10 protein-coding genes and 1 pseudogene are annotated in these 17,642 nt (G+C 54.6%); all 11 read left to right on the forward strand.

Annotated elements, in window-relative coordinates:
- The first annotated feature begins 133 nt into the window (after nt 1–133).
- Nucleotides 134–1,138, forward strand: a complete 1,005-nt coding sequence (gene rodZ / locus NA330_RS19880; protein ID WP_001090890.1) for a cytoskeleton protein RodZ — start codon at nt 134–136, stop codon at nt 1,136–1,138.
- A gap of 26 nt (nt 1,139–1,164) precedes the next feature.
- Nucleotides 1,165–2,283: a flavodoxin-dependent (E)-4-hydroxy-3-methylbut-2-enyl-diphosphate synthase gene (gene ispG / locus NA330_RS19885; protein ID WP_023241631.1), complete on the forward strand. Its 1,119-nt coding sequence runs from the start codon at nt 1,165–1,167 to the stop codon at nt 2,281–2,283.
- A 110-nt stretch (nt 2,284–2,393) separates the two neighbouring features.
- Entirely contained in the window at nt 2,394–3,668 is a 1,275-nt protein-coding gene (gene hisS, locus NA330_RS19890) for a histidine--tRNA ligase (protein WP_001107139.1), read from the forward strand.
- Between the two features lie 13 nt (nt 3,669–3,681).
- The gene (locus NA330_RS19895) at nt 3,682–4,302 is read left to right on the forward strand and encodes a YfgM family protein (protein WP_000409190.1); all 621 of its coding nucleotides are present in this window, start codon (nt 3,682–3,684) and stop codon (nt 4,300–4,302) included.
- Between the two features lie 10 nt (nt 4,303–4,312).
- Nucleotides 4,313–5,491 carry an outer membrane protein assembly factor BamB gene (gene bamB, locus NA330_RS19900; protein ID WP_001177072.1) on the forward strand — a complete coding sequence of 393 codons (1,179 nt, stop codon included), beginning with the start codon at nt 4,313–4,315 and terminating at the stop codon, nt 5,489–5,491.
- 116 nt (nt 5,492–5,607) lie between these two features.
- Entirely contained in the window at nt 5,608–7,080 is a 1,473-nt protein-coding gene (gene der / locus NA330_RS19905) for a ribosome biogenesis GTPase Der (protein ID WP_000249411.1), read from the forward strand.
- A gap of 88 nt (nt 7,081–7,168) precedes the next feature.
- Complete coding sequence (locus NA330_RS19910; protein ID WP_000406469.1) at nt 7,169–7,390, forward strand: zinc ribbon domain-containing protein; 222 nt, start codon at nt 7,169–7,171, stop codon at nt 7,388–7,390.
- 345 nt (nt 7,391–7,735) lie between these two features.
- Complete coding sequence (sinH, locus tag NA330_RS19915; RefSeq protein ID WP_023241630.1) at nt 7,736–9,928, forward strand: intimin-like inverse autotransporter SinH; 2,193 nt, start codon at nt 7,736–7,738, stop codon at nt 9,926–9,928.
- A 57-nt stretch (nt 9,929–9,985) separates the two neighbouring features.
- Nucleotides 9,986–10,954: a SinI family autotransporter-associated protein gene (locus tag NA330_RS19920; protein ID WP_023241629.1), complete on the forward strand. Its 969-nt coding sequence runs from the start codon at nt 9,986–9,988 to the stop codon at nt 10,952–10,954.
- 119 nt (nt 10,955–11,073) lie between these two features.
- Nucleotides 11,074–16,677 carry a DUF823/DUF824 repeat adhesin RatA gene (ratA, locus tag NA330_RS19925; RefSeq protein WP_071786994.1) on the forward strand — a complete coding sequence of 1,868 codons (5,604 nt, stop codon included), beginning with the start codon at nt 11,074–11,076 and terminating at the stop codon, nt 16,675–16,677.
- Nucleotides 16,678–16,835: 158 nt separating this feature from the next.
- A pseudogene (locus NA330_RS19930) lies at nt 16,836–17,054 on the forward strand (hypothetical protein); the annotation flags it as partial.
- Between the last annotated feature and the right edge of the window lie 588 nt (nt 17,055–17,642).

A 17,642-nucleotide genomic window follows, 5' to 3' on the forward strand; every position in this document is an offset into this window, starting at 1 on the left:
TTTTGTCATCTGCGGCCTGACAGGCTTATACTGTCTGACTAAGGTTAACTAACCTGATGTTTCGCGGTGTGGGCGGGCATTACGGCTCGTCGGCGCCTGAATCCTAATTTACACGTACCTGTAGCTGTAGCGAATGAATACTGAAGCCACGCACGACCAAAATGAAGCACAAACCACCGGCGTTCGTCTGCGCAATGCCCGTGAACAACTCGGACTCAGCCAGCAGGCTGTCGCTGAGCGACTTTGCCTGAAGGTTTCTACGGTACGCGATATTGAAGAAGATAAGGCGCCGTCCGATCTTGCTTCAACCTTCCTGCGCGGATATATCCGCTCATATGCGCGTCTGGTGCATGTTCCAGAAGAGGAACTGCTGCCGGGGCTGGAAAAGCAGGCCCCGCTGCGCGCCGCCAAAGTCGCCCCGATGCAGAGTTTCTCATTAGGAAAGCGTCGTAAAAAACGCGACGGCTGGTTAATGTCTTTTACCTGGCTGGTACTGTTTGTGGTCGTAGGGCTGACCGGCGCCTGGTGGTGGCAGAACCATAAGGCGCAGCAGGAAGAGATCACGACAATGGCCGATCAAAGCACGGCTGAACTGAACGCAGATAAAGACAGCGGCCAAAGCGTACCGCTGGACACCGGTGCCGCGACAAGCCAGGATACGACGCCAGCGCAAACGGCTCCGGCTCCTGCGACGCCGGTTGATTCGACGGCGGCGACGCAAACGCCAGCGCCAACGGCGGCGGCGACGCAAAATACGGTAGTCGCGCCTTCGCAGGCGAATGTCGATACGGCTGCGACATCTGCCGCGCCAGCGGCAACGGAGACGCCGTCCGCGCTGCCGACCAGTCAGGCTGGCGTAGCGGCGCCTGCTGCCGATCCGAACGCGCTGGTGATGAATTTTACCGCTGACTGCTGGCTCGAAGTCACTGACGCCACGGGTAAGAAGCTGTTTAGCGGTATGCAGCGTAAAGATGGTAATTTAAACCTAACCGGTCAGGCGCCTTATAAACTTAAAATTGGCGCGCCGGCCGCGGTGCAGATCCAGTATCAAGGAAAACCTGTCGATCTGAGCCGCTTTATCAGAACTAATCAGGTTGCGCGTCTGACCCTTAATGCCGAACCGACACCGGCGCAGTAACAGACGGGTAACGCGGGAGGTTTTTCATGCATAACCAGGCTCCGATTCAACGTAGAAAATCGACACGTATTTACGTTGGGAATGTGCCGATTGGCGATGGTGCCCCTATCGCCGTCCAGTCGATGACTAACACGCGTACCACTGACGTGGAAGCGACGGCTAATCAGATCAAAGCGCTGGAGCGCGTTGGCGCAGATATTGTTCGTGTTTCTGTACCGACCATGGACGCCGCCGAAGCGTTTAAACTTATCAAACAGCAGGTTTCAGTTCCGCTGGTTGCCGATATTCACTTCGACTACCGCATTGCGCTGAAGGTGGCGGAATACGGCGTTGACTGCTTGCGTATCAACCCCGGCAATATCGGTAACGAAGAACGTATTCGTATGGTGGTGGACTGCGCGCGCGACAAAAACATCCCTATTCGTATCGGCGTAAATGCCGGATCGCTGGAAAAAGATCTGCAGGAAAAATACGGTGAGCCGACGCCGCAGGCGCTGCTGGAATCAGCCATGCGCCATGTCGATCATCTCGATCGTCTCAACTTTGATCAGTTCAAAGTGAGCGTAAAAGCGTCCGATGTATTCCTTGCCGTTGAGTCTTATCGTTTGTTGGCTAAACAGATCGATCAGCCGCTGCATCTGGGGATCACCGAAGCGGGCGGCGCGCGTAGCGGGGCGGTCAAGTCGGCGATCGGTTTAGGTCTGCTGTTATCGGAAGGCATCGGCGACACGCTGCGCGTATCGTTGGCGGCCGACCCGGTGGAAGAGATCAAAGTCGGTTTTGATATCCTGAAGTCGCTGCGCATTCGCGCGCGCGGCATCAATTTCATCGCTTGCCCGACCTGTTCTCGCCAGGAGTTCGACGTTATCGGCACGGTGAACGCGCTGGAGCAACGTCTGGAAGATATCATCACCCCGATGGACGTCTCGATCATCGGTTGCGTAGTGAACGGGCCGGGCGAAGCGCTGGTATCGACGCTGGGCGTGACGGGCGGCAATAAGAAAAGCGGCCTGTATGAAGACGGCGTGCGTAAGGACAGACTCGATAACGACGATATGATCGCGCAGCTTGAATCCCGTATTCGCGCGAAAGCAAGTCAACTTGATGAAGCGCGTCGGATTGACGTGCTGCAGGTTGAAAAATAAGAACGTGATGGGAAGCGGCGCGCTTCCCGTGTATGATTGAACCCGCATGGCTCCCGGTTCGTTCGGGGAAGCGCTGAGGGTTCATTTTTATATTCAGAAAGAGAATAAACGTGGCAAAAAACATTCAAGCCATTCGCGGCATGAACGATTATCTGCCTGGCGAAACCGCCATCTGGCAGCGCATTGAAGGCACACTCAAAAACGTGCTCGGCAGCTACGGTTACAGTGAAATCCGCTTGCCGATTGTAGAGCAGACCCCGTTATTCAAACGCGCGATCGGTGAAGTTACTGACGTAGTTGAAAAAGAGATGTACACCTTTGAGGATCGCAACGGCGATAGCCTGACATTGCGCCCTGAAGGTACGGCGGGCTGTGTACGCGCCGGCATCGAACATGGTCTCCTGTACAATCAGGAACAGCGTTTGTGGTATATCGGCCCGATGTTCCGTCATGAGCGTCCGCAAAAAGGCCGCTACCGTCAGTTCCATCAGCTAGGCGCCGAAGTCTTCGGCTTACAAGGCCCGGATATTGACGCGGAGCTGATTATGCTGACCGCACGCTGGTGGCGCGCGCTGGGCATCGCTGACCACGTTAGCCTGGAGCTGAACTCTATTGGTTCCTTAGAGGCGCGTGCGAACTATCGCGATGCGCTGGTCGCGTTCCTCGAACAGCATCAAGAGACGCTGGACGAAGACTGCAAACGCCGTATGTATACCAATCCGCTGCGCGTGCTGGATTCAAAAAATCCGGACGTGCAGGCGCTGCTCAACGACGCGCCCGCTCTCGGCGACTATCTCGATGACGATTCACGCGAGCACTTTGCCGGCCTGTGTAAATTGCTGGACGCGGCGGGGATTGCCTACACCGTCAACCAGCGTCTGGTACGCGGTCTGGATTACTACAACCGCACCGTATTTGAATGGGTAACAAACAGTCTGGGGTCACAAGGCACCGTCTGTGCGGGTGGTCGTTATGACGGTCTGGTTGAACAACTGGGCGGTCGCGCTACCCCGGCAGTGGGCTTTGCGATGGGCCTGGAACGACTTGTTTTGTTAGTTCAGGCAGTTAATCCGGAATTTATTGCCTCTCCTGTTGTCGATATATACCTGGTAGCTGCCGGCGCACAAACGCAGTCTGCGGCAATGACGCTGGCGGAGCGGCTGCGCGATGAAATGCCAGGCGTGAAGCTAATGACAAACCACGGCGGCGGCAACTTTAAGAAACAGTTTGCCCGCGCCGATAAGTGGGGCGCCCGTATTGCACTGGTTCTTGGCGAATCTGAAGTCGCCGATGGGACTGTTGTAGTGAAGGATTTGCGCTCCGGTGAGCAAACGGCAGTGGCGCAGGACAGCGTCGCCGCGCATTTGCGCACTTTATTGGGCTAAGGAGAAGGACAGCGTGGAAATTTACGAGAACGAACACGACCAGGTGGATGCGATTAAACGCTTCTTTGCCGAAAACGGCAAAGCGCTGGCTGTCGGAGTGATTTTAGGGGTTGGCGCGCTGGTTGGCTGGCGTTACTGGAGCAGCCATCAGACGGAGTCCGCGCGTGCTGCTTCTCTGGCGTATCAAAATGCGGTGACGGCGGTAAGCGCCGATAAGCCGGATAGCATTCCCGCCGCTGAAAAATTCGCGGCTGAGAATAAAAATACCTATGGTGCGCTGGCGTCTATGGAACTGGCGCAGCAGTTTGTGGATAAGAATGAACTTAAAAAAGCCGAAGCCCAGTTGCAGCAGGGGTTGGCGGCCACCAGCGATGAAAATCTCAAAGCGGTGATTAATCTGCGTCTCGCTCGCGTTCAGTTACAGCTTAAGCAAGCTGATGCCGCGCTGAAAACTCTGGATGCCGTTAAAGGCGAAGGATGGACGGCCATTGTCGCTGATTTGCGCGGCGAAGCGTTGCTGAGTAAGGGTGATAAAAAAGGCGCGCGCAGCGCATGGGAAGCGGGCGTCAATAGCGATGCTTCTCCGGCGTTGAGCGAAATGATGCAGATGAAAATCAATAATTTGTCCATCTGAGAGGGACCCGATGCAATTGCGTAAATTACTTCTGCCAGGGTTGCTTTCCGTTACCCTGCTCAGCGGCTGTTCACTGTTTAGCGGCGAAGAAGATGTCGTCAAGATGTCTCCATTACCGCAGGTTGAAAACCAGTTTACCCCGACCACTGTCTGGAGCACCTCTGTCGGTAACGGAATTGGCGAATTTTATTCTAACCTTCATCCGGTAATGGCAGATAACGTGGTCTATGCAGCCGATCGCGCGGGCGTGGTAAAAGCGCTCAATGCGGATGATGGCAAAGAGATCTGGTCTGTGAATCTGGGCGAAAAAGACGGCTGGTTCTCTCGTTCGTCCGCGCTGTTGTCCGGCGGCGTCACGGTCGCGGGCGGTCACGTCTATATCGGCAGTGAAAAGGCCGAGGTTTATGCGCTGAATACCAGCGACGGCACCACAGCATGGCAGACGAAGGTCGCAGGCGAAGCGTTGTCTCGCCCGGTTGTCAGTGATGGAATCGTCCTTATCCATACCAGCAACGGTCAGTTGCAGGCGCTAAATCAGGCGGATGGCGCTATTAAATGGACGGTGAACCTGGATATGCCTTCGCTGTCGCTGCGCGGCGAATCTGCGCCGGCAACCGCGTTCGGCGCGGCTATCGTTGGTGGCGACAATGGCCGCGTCAGCGCCGTGTTGATGCAACAAGGCCAGATGATTTGGCAACAGCGTATCTCCCAGGCCACTGGCCCAACGGAAATTGACCGTCTGAGCGACGTTGATACCACGCCGGTTGTGGTAAACGGCGTCGTTTACGCGTTGGCGTATAATGGTAACTTAACGGCGCTGGATCTGCGCAGTGGTCAGATTATGTGGAAACGCGAGCTGGGTTCGGTCAATGACTTTATCGTCGACGGCGACCGTATCTACCTGGTCGATCAGAACGATCGCGTGCTGGCGCTGACCACTGACGGCGGCGTAACGCTGTGGACGCAAAGCGATCTGCTGCACCGTTTGCTGACCTCCCCGGTGCTGTATAATGGTGATTTAGTCGTCGGCGATAGCGAAGGTTATCTGCACTGGATTAATGTTGATGACGGGCGTTTCGTGGCCCAACAAAAAGTAGACAGTTCCGGTTTTCTGACCGAACCGACGGTGGCGGATGGTAAACTGCTCATCCAGGCCAAAGACGGTACGGTCTACGCGATTACGCGTTAATCGTCACGGTTGTGCGTTTTAAAAAACGGCTCCTGGTGTAGGGGCCGTTTTCCTGTTTTTAACAATGGCGCAAAATGCGCGCGTTGTCTGATGATTTTTTTAATGAGGCTTTAAACATGGTACCTGTGGTCGCGCTTGTCGGGCGCCCTAACGTCGGAAAATCCACGCTATTTAACCGTCTGACCCGCACCCGAGATGCGCTGGTTGCGGATTTCCCGGGTCTGACTCGTGACCGTAAGTACGGTCGTGCGGAGGTTGAAGGCCGCGAGTTTATCTGTATCGACACCGGCGGTATTGACGGCACCGAAGATGGCGTCGAAACGCGGATGGCGGAACAGTCGCTGCTGGCGATTGAAGAAGCGGATGTAGTGTTATTCATGGTAGATGCGCGCGCTGGCCTGATGCCAGCGGATGAAGCGATTGCCAAACATCTGCGTTCCCGTGAAAAACCGACCTTCCTGGTGGCGAATAAAACGGATGGTCTCGATCCCGATCAGGCGGTTGTCGATTTTTACTCGCTGGGATTAGGCGAAATTTACCCTATCGCCGCCTCACATGGTCGCGGCGTATTGAGCCTGCTGGAACATGTGCTTCTGCCGTGGATGGATGATGTCGCGCCGCAGGAAGAGGTGGATGAAGACGCGGAATACTGGGCGCAGTTCGAGGCGGAACAAAATGGCGAAGAAGCGCCGGAAGATGATTTTGACCCGCAAAGCCTGCCGATAAAGCTGGCGATTGTCGGTCGCCCGAACGTAGGTAAGTCCACACTCACTAACCGTATTCTCGGTGAAGAGCGCGTGGTGGTATACGACATGCCGGGCACCACTCGCGACAGCATTTATATCCCGATGGAACGCGACGAACGGGAATATGTGCTGATTGACACGGCGGGGGTGCGTAAGCGCGGAAAAATCACCGATGCGGTAGAAAAGTTCTCGGTGATTAAAACGTTGCAGGCGATTGAAGACGCTAACGTCGTACTGTTGGTCATCGATGCGCGCGAGGGGATCTCCGACCAGGATTTGTCTCTGCTGGGCTTTATCCTCAATAGTGGGCGCTCACTCGTTATCGTAGTCAACAAATGGGATGGCCTGAGCCAGGAAGTCAAAGAGCAGGTGAAAGAGACGCTGGATTTCCGTCTGGGCTTTATTGATTTTGCCCGCGTTCATTTTATCTCTGCGCTACACGGCAGCGGCGTCGGCAACCTGTTTGAGTCCGTACGCGAGGCTTACGACAGTTCCACTCGCCGGGTGAGCACTGCGATGCTGACCCGTATCATGACGATGGCGGTAGAAGATCATCAGCCGCCGCTGGTGCGCGGTCGCCGTGTGAAACTGAAATATGCCCACGCTGGCGGCTATAACCCGCCGATTGTGGTGATTCACGGCAACCAGGTAAAAGATCTGCCAGACTCCTATAAGCGCTATCTGATGAACTACTTCCGCAAGTCGTTGGAAGTGATGGGGACGCCGATTCGCATTCAGTTTAAAGAAGGGGAGAACCCATATGCGAACAAGCGTAACACACTGACGCCAACGCAAATGCGCAAACGTAAGCGTCTGATGAAACATATCAAGAAAAGCAAGTAATGCTTTTTCAGTAATATTCCAGGCCTGACAAGCGCTGCGCTATCAGGCCTTTCAAGTAAAAGTGAGTCACGCGCCTGAGGAGAATGTTATGGAAATAACCTGCCCCGTTTGCCATCACGCGCTGGAGCGCAATGGCGATACAGCGCATTGCGAGACATGCGCTAAAGATTTCTCGTTACAGGCAATGTGTCCTGACTGCCGCCAGCCGTTACAGGTTTTGAAAGCCTGCGGCGCAGTGGACTATTTTTGCCAGAACGGTCATGGTTTAATTTCAAAAAAACGGGTTAACTTCGTCATTTCCGATCAATAAAACCGCTGTCGACGTTGCGCCGCAGAGCAGAGGCGCCGACGTCTTATTCGGCTAAGGGCAAAAGCGTTATTCGATACTCCCGTAATATCAGCATAGTCTCCTGCCCGACGGCTATTTTATTCTTTTTATTGATTCAATTATTTATAGAGAATATTATTCCCAAAAATTAATATTAGAAATAAATAACAGCCTTCTTTTTATTTATTATATCAATATTATAAGTCTGTTTCATATTAAACTTTTCTTTTTAGGAATATATTTAGGTCTGTTAGTTATGATTCCATCTGAATCATCCATATAATATCTTTTCATCGAGGCGTGTTTATTTAACGACAGGGATATCATATGGTGCGAAGGATTCGCATTCTGGTTTTGCTATTAGTGTCTGGAGTATCGGTTGCGGCTTCCGGCGCAGATAACTCTGTATCTGCAAATGATGAAAGCCACTCCTCCTTGCCTGATTTAGCCAGCGAATCCGCCAAAAAAGAAGAACAGGAAAATAAAGGAAAGTCCTTTAAAGAACAGGGCGCTGACTACTTTATTAATTCCGCCACCCAGGGCTTTGATAATCTCACCCCGGAAGCGCTGGAATCCCAGGCGCGTAGCTATTTGCAAAACCAAATCACTTCCTCAGCACAGTCATATCTTGAAGGCGTAATGTCACCTTATGGCAAGATCCGTACCAGCCTCACCGTAGGCGAAGGCGGCGATCTGGACGGCAGTTCGCTGGATTATTTTATTCCCTGGTATGACAATCAGAGCACGCTTTTCTTTAGCCAGATTTCGGCTCAGCGTAAGGAAGACCGCACCATTGGTAACTTTGGGCTTGGCGTGCGCCAGAACGTCGGCAACTGGCTGCTTGGCGGCAACGCATTCTATGACTACGATTTTACGCGCGGTCACCGTCGATTAGGTCTGGGAACCGAAGCCTGGACAGATTACCTGAAATTCTCCGGCAACTATTACCATCCTCTTTCTGACTGGAAAGACTCCGAAGATTTCGACTTTTATGAAGAACGACCCGCGCGCGGCTGGGATATCTGCATGGAAAGCTGGCTGCCGTTTTATCCGCAGCTTGGCGCTAAATTAGTTTACGAACAGTACTACGGCGATGAAGTAGCGCTGTTTGGCACCGATAATCTGCAAAAAGATCCTCATGCCGTCACTTTGGGGCTGGAATATACGCCGGTACCGCTGGTCACGGTTGGTACGGATTACAAAGCCGGTACTGGCGATAGTAACGATTTTAGCGTTAACGCGACCGTGAACTACCAGATAGGCACGCCGCTGGCGGCGCAACTCGATCCGGAAAACGTTAAAATTCAGCACTCCTTAATGGGCAGCCGCACCGATTTTGTTGATCGCAATAATTTCATCATTCTCGAATATCGCGAGAAAGATCCGCTGGACGTCACGTTGTGGCTGAAGGCTGACGCCACCAACGAACACCCGGAATGCGTGATTGAAGATACGCCTGAGGCCGCGGTGGGGCTGGAGAAATGTAAGTGGACGGTCAACGCGCTGATTAACCACCATTACAAAATTATTTCTGCTTCCTGGCAGGCGAAAAACAACGCCGCCCGTACGCTGGTGATGCCGGTAGTAAAAGCTAATGCGTTAACCGAAGGCAACAATAACAGCTGGAATCTGGTGCTTCCTGCCTGGGTTAACGCCGATACCGAAGAGCAGCGCACCGCCCTGAACACCTGGAAAGTACGCATGACGCTGGAAGACGAAAAGGGCAATAAGCAGAACTCCGGCGTGGTGGAAATCACCGTCCAGCAGGATCGCAAAATTGAGCTGATCGTCGACAACATTGCCGATACCGATCGCAGCGATCACAGCCATGAAGCCAGCGCGCTGGCCGATGGCGAAGACGGCGTGGTGATGGATCTGCTGATCACCGATTCCTTTGGCGACTCCACGGATCGCAATGGTAACGAACTGGTGGACGATGCCATGACGCCTGAGTTGTACGACAGCAATGATAAAAAAGTCACCCTGGCCCAGACGCCCTGCACCACGGAAACCCCCTGCGTGTTTATTGCCAGCCGTGATAAAGAAGCGGGGACGGTGACGCTTTCCAGCACCCTGCCGGGCACTTTCCGCTGGAAGGCGAAAGCAGACGCCTATGGCGACAGTAACTACGTTGATGTCACTTTTATCGGCGACAACCTGAGCGCGCTGAATGCGGTGATTTATCAGGTCAAAGCCGCTAACCCTGTCAACCTTATCGGCAAAGAAGATAAGCACCCTACGGTCAATAATGCTTACCGTTTCCTGCTGTGGCGCGACAAAAATAAAGACAATGTTTTTCAGATGTCCGAGCAGCTCACGGAAGAAGAGATGGCGCTGTACGACTACCAGTGGGAGTTTACCGGGCAGAGTACAAACGGACATACCGGCGCGTTGGCCAACACCATGAATGAAGATCTTGTCCTGCCAGTAACCAATAAAGAGGCGGCGCAGAAGTTTGCCGCCAATGAGGAAGATGGCGTTCAGGGTTACGGCATACGCGTTACGTATAGCCAGAAATAGCGTCAGCGTTATGGCTGACCAGCCAGCCGCTGAATTTGGAGAAAAAGGAGAGTCTGAATGCAAGCAACAGTAAAACGGCGGCTGACGAAGGCCGCTTTAGCATTAGTAGTTGCCGGATATTGCGCCGCGCCAGCGGTGGCGGCAAACGGTAATCTGAAATCGGGGCAGTGGCAGATTGTCTCTGAACAGACGGGTACCATTCAGGGTACGGTGCCGTGGATTACCCGCGCGGCGGATAAAACTGCGGATACCGACAAAGATCACGTAACGGTAACTATCGATCGCGGCGATCGTACCGTTGTGACCGAAGGCGATAAGCAGTTTCACGTTGGCGATAAGGTCACGGTGAACTGGGTGATTGGCGATACGGAAGGCGACCTTGACGCCAACAACGCCGCCACGAAACAGACGGTGCAGTGGATGAGATACAGCGACCAGAATGGTAGCAATCCCGAAGAGATTGGCACCAAAGGTAGCGATACCTATGAAATTCAGGCGAGTGACGCAGACCATTATATCGGTATCAAAATCACGCCAACCACCACCACCGGTGACCCTGCCGTGGCAACCGAACTGCTGTTGAAAGACCTGTCGACCGATGCGGGTGGTGGTTCGGATGATGACGAAATTCCGGAAGGTCCGGTGGTGGATGAAAACGTCCATGTGGTTATCTACGAGTCTGGCTCAACCACCAACCTGCTGGGTACCTCTACTCCGCTCAAAACCAACACAACTTATAAAGTTCTGTTGTGGAAAGATAAAGAGGGTGGTACGGCAGGTAAATACGATACCGGTGAAGAGGTTACCAGCCAGTACGACTACCGCTGGAAATTCGTCGGCACCAGTAAAATTGCAGGTACTGGTACCGGCGGTATTGTCAACGAAAGCTGGAACGATAAAGACCTTGTCATCCCTGTCACCAACGTCGAAGCGAAAGCAGCGTTCGAGGGTGCGGAAGGCGGCGTTACCGTGGGTAGCGACGGTGTCCAGGGCTTTGGTTTGTCCATCGACTACAAACGCAAATAAGTTGTCCTCAACATACCACTCCCCGCGGGGAGTGGTATTTTCCGCGCACTTTGCTTAGCCGCGCGCTAAGCAAAGTGGGTTGAATTACGACAGAGAATGAAAACGGGTGGCTATCGCTCATGGACAGGAATCGGCAAGTGAATAAAGTTGTACATTTCTTACTGACATTACTGGTCATGTTTGCAGCGTCGATCGCGCCTGCGCAGGCGCTATTGAAGGGCGGAACCTGGCAAGAGCTGAACTCGACGACCGGCGCGGTTAACGGCACCGCGCCGCTGGCCGACGGGGCCATTATCCCCCTGTATCAGGGCAGTACGTTGCTTGACCCGAGCAAAACCCACGATATTGAATTCAGCGCCATGCCGCGCGATTTTAGCGCGGATGCTACCTCAACCTCGATGCAGGCGGTCAATTCCACCGATACCGAAGGTGATCTCTTTAGCGATCCGCCCACCATCGCCTGGGAAAACCGCCAGCCGCCCGCCATGGGGCTGGTATGGGCCGATGCCGCCACGCCCGACACGCCGCTCTCGCCGCAGCCGGTTCCGAACCTGACCTTTTGCGCCCAAAACCTCGCCGGGCGACAGCTGGTGGCCTGGGCGCAGGTGGAAGATGAAACCAACGTTCCCGCGCTGTGGCTCTTTACGAATACCGGGGTGCCGAATTATGCGACCATTCCGCTGTTAAGCCCGAAAGTGACGCTCAACATTAAACCGGCCACTGACACGCCGGTTACGGTCAGCGGCGATCACGTTGATTCGGCTTTTGAGGCATCAAAAGTGAAGGTAGGGGAGAGCATCACCCTCACCATCACCACCAAAGCGTGCGACGGCACGCCTGAAGGCAACGCGCCGTTTGTTATCCGCCGTAAAGATGCGGAAAACCGCCAGGGTGTGGTCAACAATGCCAACCCGGTTCGCGTTGGCGATACCGAACTTACGACCACCCAAACGGAATATCGCGGCGTCACTGACGCCAACGGCAACGCCACGGTGGTGGTCACCCAGAAGGAAGGCCCCGGCGTCAAAACGCCGCTGGTTGTCAGCTCGGTCAACTTCCCGGCGCTTACGGCTGAAACCGCCGTCATTTTCACCACCATCACCAGTCCGGACAGCGATAAGGCCAGTATGTACGGCCACATGATAGAGAGCGCTACCGCGACGCTGAACGGTATAACCTACACCTTCACCCGCCCGAAGCTGGCGGCGGAAGCGAGCGGCGCTGACAAAAGCGTCGTCGATACCAACGAAACCTGGGCGCTGTTCGACTGGAACGGCGCCGATAACCATTGCAATATTCTGCCGGACGCCGAACAACTGGTGCAGATGCGACATGAGCACAGCACGCTGGCAACGTACACCGGCTGGCCGGCGACGGACGATGCCGAATACTGGTCGTCGACCAAAGATCAGATGAGCGGCTACCACGCTGCCGTACATATGAACAGCGCGTCGGTTGCCAGGGCCGCCGACAGCGACACGCTGCTGGTCAGCTGTGTGGATAAAGCCCAGCCTGCGGCGCACCCGCAGATTACTCTCTCCCCGCAAGGGCCGTATAAAGCGCGGGTAGGGGAGTCGATTGATCTGGTGATGACAGTGGTTGACAGGGACACGCAAAAACCGCTGCCTTACCGTTATATGGAGCTGTTTATCGACCCGGCGAAAAACCGCAAAGGGGAGCATCAGGACGCGTGGGATAACCTGCGGGTCACCGTCGATTCCGAAGGCATGAGCGCCTCGTCGCCGGAGCACTATACCGGCGTGACTGACGTTAACGGCCAGGCGCATCTGACGTTAAAACACGACAGCGGTATGGGGGTCGAAACGCCTATCCGCATCGTGATGCCGGACGACGAAGGCGGCAACGTCGAGCTGCCCTTTAGCGTGATTTTCACCGTAATCACCAGCCCGGACGTGGACGGCGCCAACATGTGGGGCCATATGCGCGGCGTGGTGGACGCGGGCAACCTGTACAAACGCCCGCTGCTGGCGGTGGAGGCCAGCCATAAAGACGGCCAGTTCGACGAAAACAACGAACAGTGGGCGACATTTAACTCCGTGGCGTCGGCCACCGCGCAGTGCGGTACCGGCCAGGTGCCGGATCAGTCGTCGCTGGCGCATTTGTACAGCGAGCATCCGAGCGGACAGATGGAAAGCGAACACGGCTGGCCGACCGAAGATTATTTCATCGCCGCCGACAATGACGCCTCCGGGACGGTACACGTCAACCTCGAAAACGGCGATAGCGGCAAATTTACCGATACGCCGAACTACCTGACCTGCTCGGCCAACGAAATGGTGGCGGTGCTGGACGTCTATTTCAACGACGACCCGGCGACCAAAAACGCCGATATGACCGCCAAAGTGGGTGAACAGATTAAGCTGAACATCCATTCGCGCAACGCTCTTAACGGCATGGCGATCGCCAATACCGACTTCACCATCACCATGGCGAACGGCAGGCGGCGCGACGGGCTGACGACCGGTTTTACCGATACCAGCAACGGCGAGATGCAGTTTGACGGCGTCGGCTACATTGCCGGACAGGTTTATCAGGGGATCACCGACGCCAACGGCGATGCGACCATTATCCTCACCCAGGATAAGGGCGTGGGGTTGCTGACACAGTTAAGCATCGTGCCCATCCATTCATACATCAATACGCCGGTTTCCCGCAGCGTGAAGTTTACCGTCGCCACCAGCCCGGATACGGCAAAAGCCAAAATGTGGGGCCATATGGCCGACACAATTACCGTGGGTGACTGGACCTTTGAGCGGCCCAAACTGGCGGGTGAAGTGAGCAACCCGCTGCGTACCCAGGACGAGAGCAATGAGACCTGGACGCGTGTGGCCCACACCGACGCGGCGAGCAACCCGGATGCGGGCGGCTGCGCGGCGAACCGCCTGCCGCGCATCGACCAGCTTGAGGCGCTGTACAACGCCAACAGTGGCGGCAAAATTAACGGCATTCAGGGCTGGCCAGTCTATCTTAACTACTGGTCGTCCACCTACCAGAGCGCCACCACCTGGAAACTGATCGCGCTGAAGGATGGTAACGTCTCCGCGGGCAGCACCGACTCCATTTACGCCAGTTGTTTGGCCAGAGACAACCCGGTACCAGCCGCCATCACCATTGAACCGGTCGATCCATCGCTGTGGTACGACGGCAGCGACGTGCATGCAGTCAAAGTGAAAAAGGGCGATACCCTACAGCTCAAGGTGACGGTGAAGGACGCCAGCGGCAACCCGGTCCCGGAAGCGCCGTTTGTGCTCACCCGCGGCGACGGTTACGATCGCCGTGGCGAAAAGTATACCGCCCAGGACGGCGACGATATGCAAGGCATCGTGACGCCCGTGGTGATCGACGGCGAATCGCTGGCCTGGACCACCACTAAAATGGGGTCGCAGACCGGCCCTGACGGCACCCGCATTATTAGTGTTACCCGCCCGGACACCCACGGCACCCGCACCGCGATTAACGCGACGCTGTATGAAAATGCCGCCGTGAGCGCCAGCATCGACACCATCTTTACCGTCGTCACCAGCCCGGATGTCAGCGTCGCCCGCATGTGGGGGCATATGGCGCCGTCGCTGACGGCGGCAGATGGCGCGGTGTACCAGCGCCCGCTGTTGTACGCTGAGCTGGCCAGTACGGACAATACTACGACTAAGCAAGAAACCAACGAAACCTGGGCGATTTTTCATGGGCCAGCCAATACAGGGGCAAATTCGGCCCGCTGCGCGGCGGGCTATTACCCTGCCGTTGAGGCGCTGGATTCGCTCTACAGCAAATACCCGAACCGAACGATAAATACTGCCCAGGGCTGGCCGGTCTACTATTCTTACTGGAGCGGATCGAACTCGACGTCACTCTCCAGCGGGGCAAAAGTTGACTTCTATTACGTAGTCGATCTGGCTGATGGTTCGCGTCGGTCAGAAAACAGCTCGCCCAACTCTGTCTGGCAGTACCAAATTTGCGCCAGGACGCCGATACCGCAGGCCACGCAGATCACCCTCACCTCCCCGCAGGCGATGGATGACGCTATTCAGGCGGTGAAGGCGAAAAACAGCGAGTCGATCCCGCTGCTCATCACCACTACCGATGCGATGGGCAACCCGATGCCTTATACGGCTTTTTCGCTTAAACGCGACGCCGGGACGCCGCGCAACACTGACTATAATAAATTTGTAGCCACTAACGGCACCAACATGACGGTGACGCCGCTAGCCGGTGCGCAGCAACAGTTTTACTATGCCACATCGGCTCTGACCGGCACCACCGGCGCGGACGGTACGCTGACTCTGACACTTGCCGAACCCGGCGGCATAGGGTTGAAAAACCTGCTGACCGCGAGTCTGTACGATACGCCGACGGCGACCTCATCGCTGCCGGTGGTGTTCACCGTCCTCACCAGCCCGGACAGCGACAAGGCCAACATGTACGGCCATATGCCGGAGACCTTCACCGCCAGCAACGGTGCGGAGTTTAAGCGCCCGCTGGTGGTAGGCGAGCCCTCATCGGAGGCGCACACGGATACCTATTTCGAAACCAATGAATACTGGATCATGGTGAATAATTTTAATACCGGTAATTACGGTGGGTGTCCGATGAATCAGATGGCTGCGATAGATGATTTCACGGCGCTGTACAACGATCACCCAAGCGGCAAGGTGGCGACCGATATTGGATTGCCCGTCGGGAAGCGGTGGTGGGCTGGCGATAGCCTGCTGAAAGGCTCAACCCTTTACTGGCAGTATAAAGATCTCAAGACGGGGAAAAACTACAGCATGTCGGAAAACCCGGGTAACTACTACTTACAACTCTGCCTGACAACATCGCGCAGCGGGCTGAATATCGCGCTCTCTTCCGACGCATGGAACGCCGATAAATCAGCGGCCGTGGCGAAAAAAGGCGAAACGATACCGATGACGGTAACGGTGACTAACGACGACGGGCAGCCGCAGGCCGGGGTGGCCGTACTGTTGACGCGTGGATACGCTTATTCGCGCGGTGCGGTGGATAAGCAATACATTGATCCCGGCGTGATTGGCGAGCCGGTTCCGTTTACAACTTCGCCAGCGAATATGATGCTGACGCCGGTTGCACCTGCGGGTACGGCAGTGGTGTTTAATAACCAGAATGGCCTCAGCACAAAATGGTCTGGCTTCACTGGCGATGACGGTAAGTTGCGGTTTACGTTAACTCAGGATAAATCGTCGGGGTTAAAAACGTCTGTCACGGCGGCGCTTGCGAATCAATTTGATGAGGCGGCGAGTGTGGATGCAATCTTTACGGTACAAACCAGCCCGGATACGCCGTATGCGTCATACTGGGGTCATATGCCGGATACCGTGCAGGTGAACGGCGTTACGCTGCGCCGCCCGTATCTGAAAGCCGAGCTCTCTGCCATGCCCCAGTATACCTGGCTGATGACTAACGAATACTGGGCGTCGAACTATTATTATCAGTCCGAGCACGTTGAAACATCGCTGACACATCTTTGCGGATCGCAGGAAAATATGGCCTCGCTGGACGATCTGAAAGCGTTGCAGAGCGTTATCGGCACGTTGCAATGGCCGACGACATCGTCCTGGGATTATGTGTCGCAAGATGAAGGTCAAAGCAATAAGGTCTACTGTTCATTTAACGAAACGACCGGCCAGACAACCTGTAATCGTGAAAAATCGACGACCTCGGGCTTAGGCTCGTGCCGGGTGCCGTAGTGAATGGGGCCGGGAGCGCCTTTGAATGTTGGGTGACGCATTGCGTCGCCCAACCTGGGTATCCCTTGCGGCTGGCGTTGTTCCGGTAGCGATGCATTTTTACGTTTTTGTATTCACGGAATGAACTGCAACGAAATGGACCTTTCTCAGGTACGTCAGTGAAATCGAAAAAGTGTGTCGGTTTTTTATTCTGGCTGCTGCTATGCGCCCTCAGTTTAACGCCTTTCTTCGCGCAGGCCGTGCGAAGCAGCGGCGCATGGCAGGAACTCACTGAGCAAACTGCGGCTATTAACGGCACTCCGCCTCAGGCCGATAGTGTAACGATCCTGGTATATCAGGGTAGCGTTCAGTTGCGCTCTGATGCGGCGAATCCTGTAGCTCGTTAGGCTGGCCGACGCAGGGCTATCCCTGTTTATCTAAATCAACCTCGAGCGGCGGCATGTATTGCGGAGTGGATGAGAATACCAGGCAACAAAACTGCGCCATTAAGCCGGCAAGCACAGCAGGTTATGCGACGTGTGTGGAGTAACGTATTACGCGTCTGGCGCTACCTATATACTCTAAATAATTCGAGTTGCAGGAAGGCGGCAAGCGAGCGAATCTCCGGGAGCTTACTAAAGTAAGTGACTGGGGGAGGGAACGCAGCCGCAGCACATGCAACTTGAAGTATGACGAGTATATTTAAAATAACGCCAGGTGTCGCATGATAATTACCCCTTTTTGCCTCGCGCATCTATTTATCTCAATATATGAAATCATTAAATGATATTCACAATATAAATATATATAAAAGAGATGGATATATTTATATCAATTATAAATTAATCAAAAGTTGACCTGATATTGAAATAGGCCTTGAAATTGGTTAATAATTTGGCTTTGATAATATATTGTTACAGGTGATTGCAATTATTCATAGAACCATATTTTTGTTATTTATTATTTATCTCATTTATATACACCAT

It is taken from the genome of Salmonella sp. NW722 (assembly GCF_051702785.1).
Lineage (GTDB): Bacteria > Pseudomonadota > Gammaproteobacteria > Enterobacterales > Enterobacteriaceae > Salmonella > Salmonella enterica.

Excerpts from the sequence above, each read along its gene's own strand:
- rodZ (WP_001090890.1), top strand. The coding sequence starts at position 134 with ATGAATACTGAAGCCACGCACGACCAAAATGAAGCACAAACCACCGGC.
- ispG (WP_023241631.1), top strand. The coding sequence starts at position 1,165 with ATGCATAACCAGGCTCCGATTCAACGTAGAAAATCGACACGTATTTAC.
- bamB (WP_001177072.1), top strand. The coding sequence starts at position 4,313 with ATGCAATTGCGTAAATTACTTCTGCCAGGGTTGCTTTCCGTTACCCTG.
- der (WP_000249411.1), top strand. The coding sequence starts at position 5,608 with ATGGTACCTGTGGTCGCGCTTGTCGGGCGCCCTAACGTCGGAAAATCC.
- NA330_RS19910 (WP_000406469.1), top strand. The coding sequence starts at position 7,169 with ATGGAAATAACCTGCCCCGTTTGCCATCACGCGCTGGAGCGCAATGGC.
- sinH (WP_023241630.1), top strand. The coding sequence starts at position 7,736 with ATGGTGCGAAGGATTCGCATTCTGGTTTTGCTATTAGTGTCTGGAGTA.
- NA330_RS19920 (WP_023241629.1), top strand. The coding sequence starts at position 9,986 with ATGCAAGCAACAGTAAAACGGCGGCTGACGAAGGCCGCTTTAGCATTA.
- ratA (WP_071786994.1), top strand. The coding sequence starts at position 11,074 with ATGGACAGGAATCGGCAAGTGAATAAAGTTGTACATTTCTTACTGACA.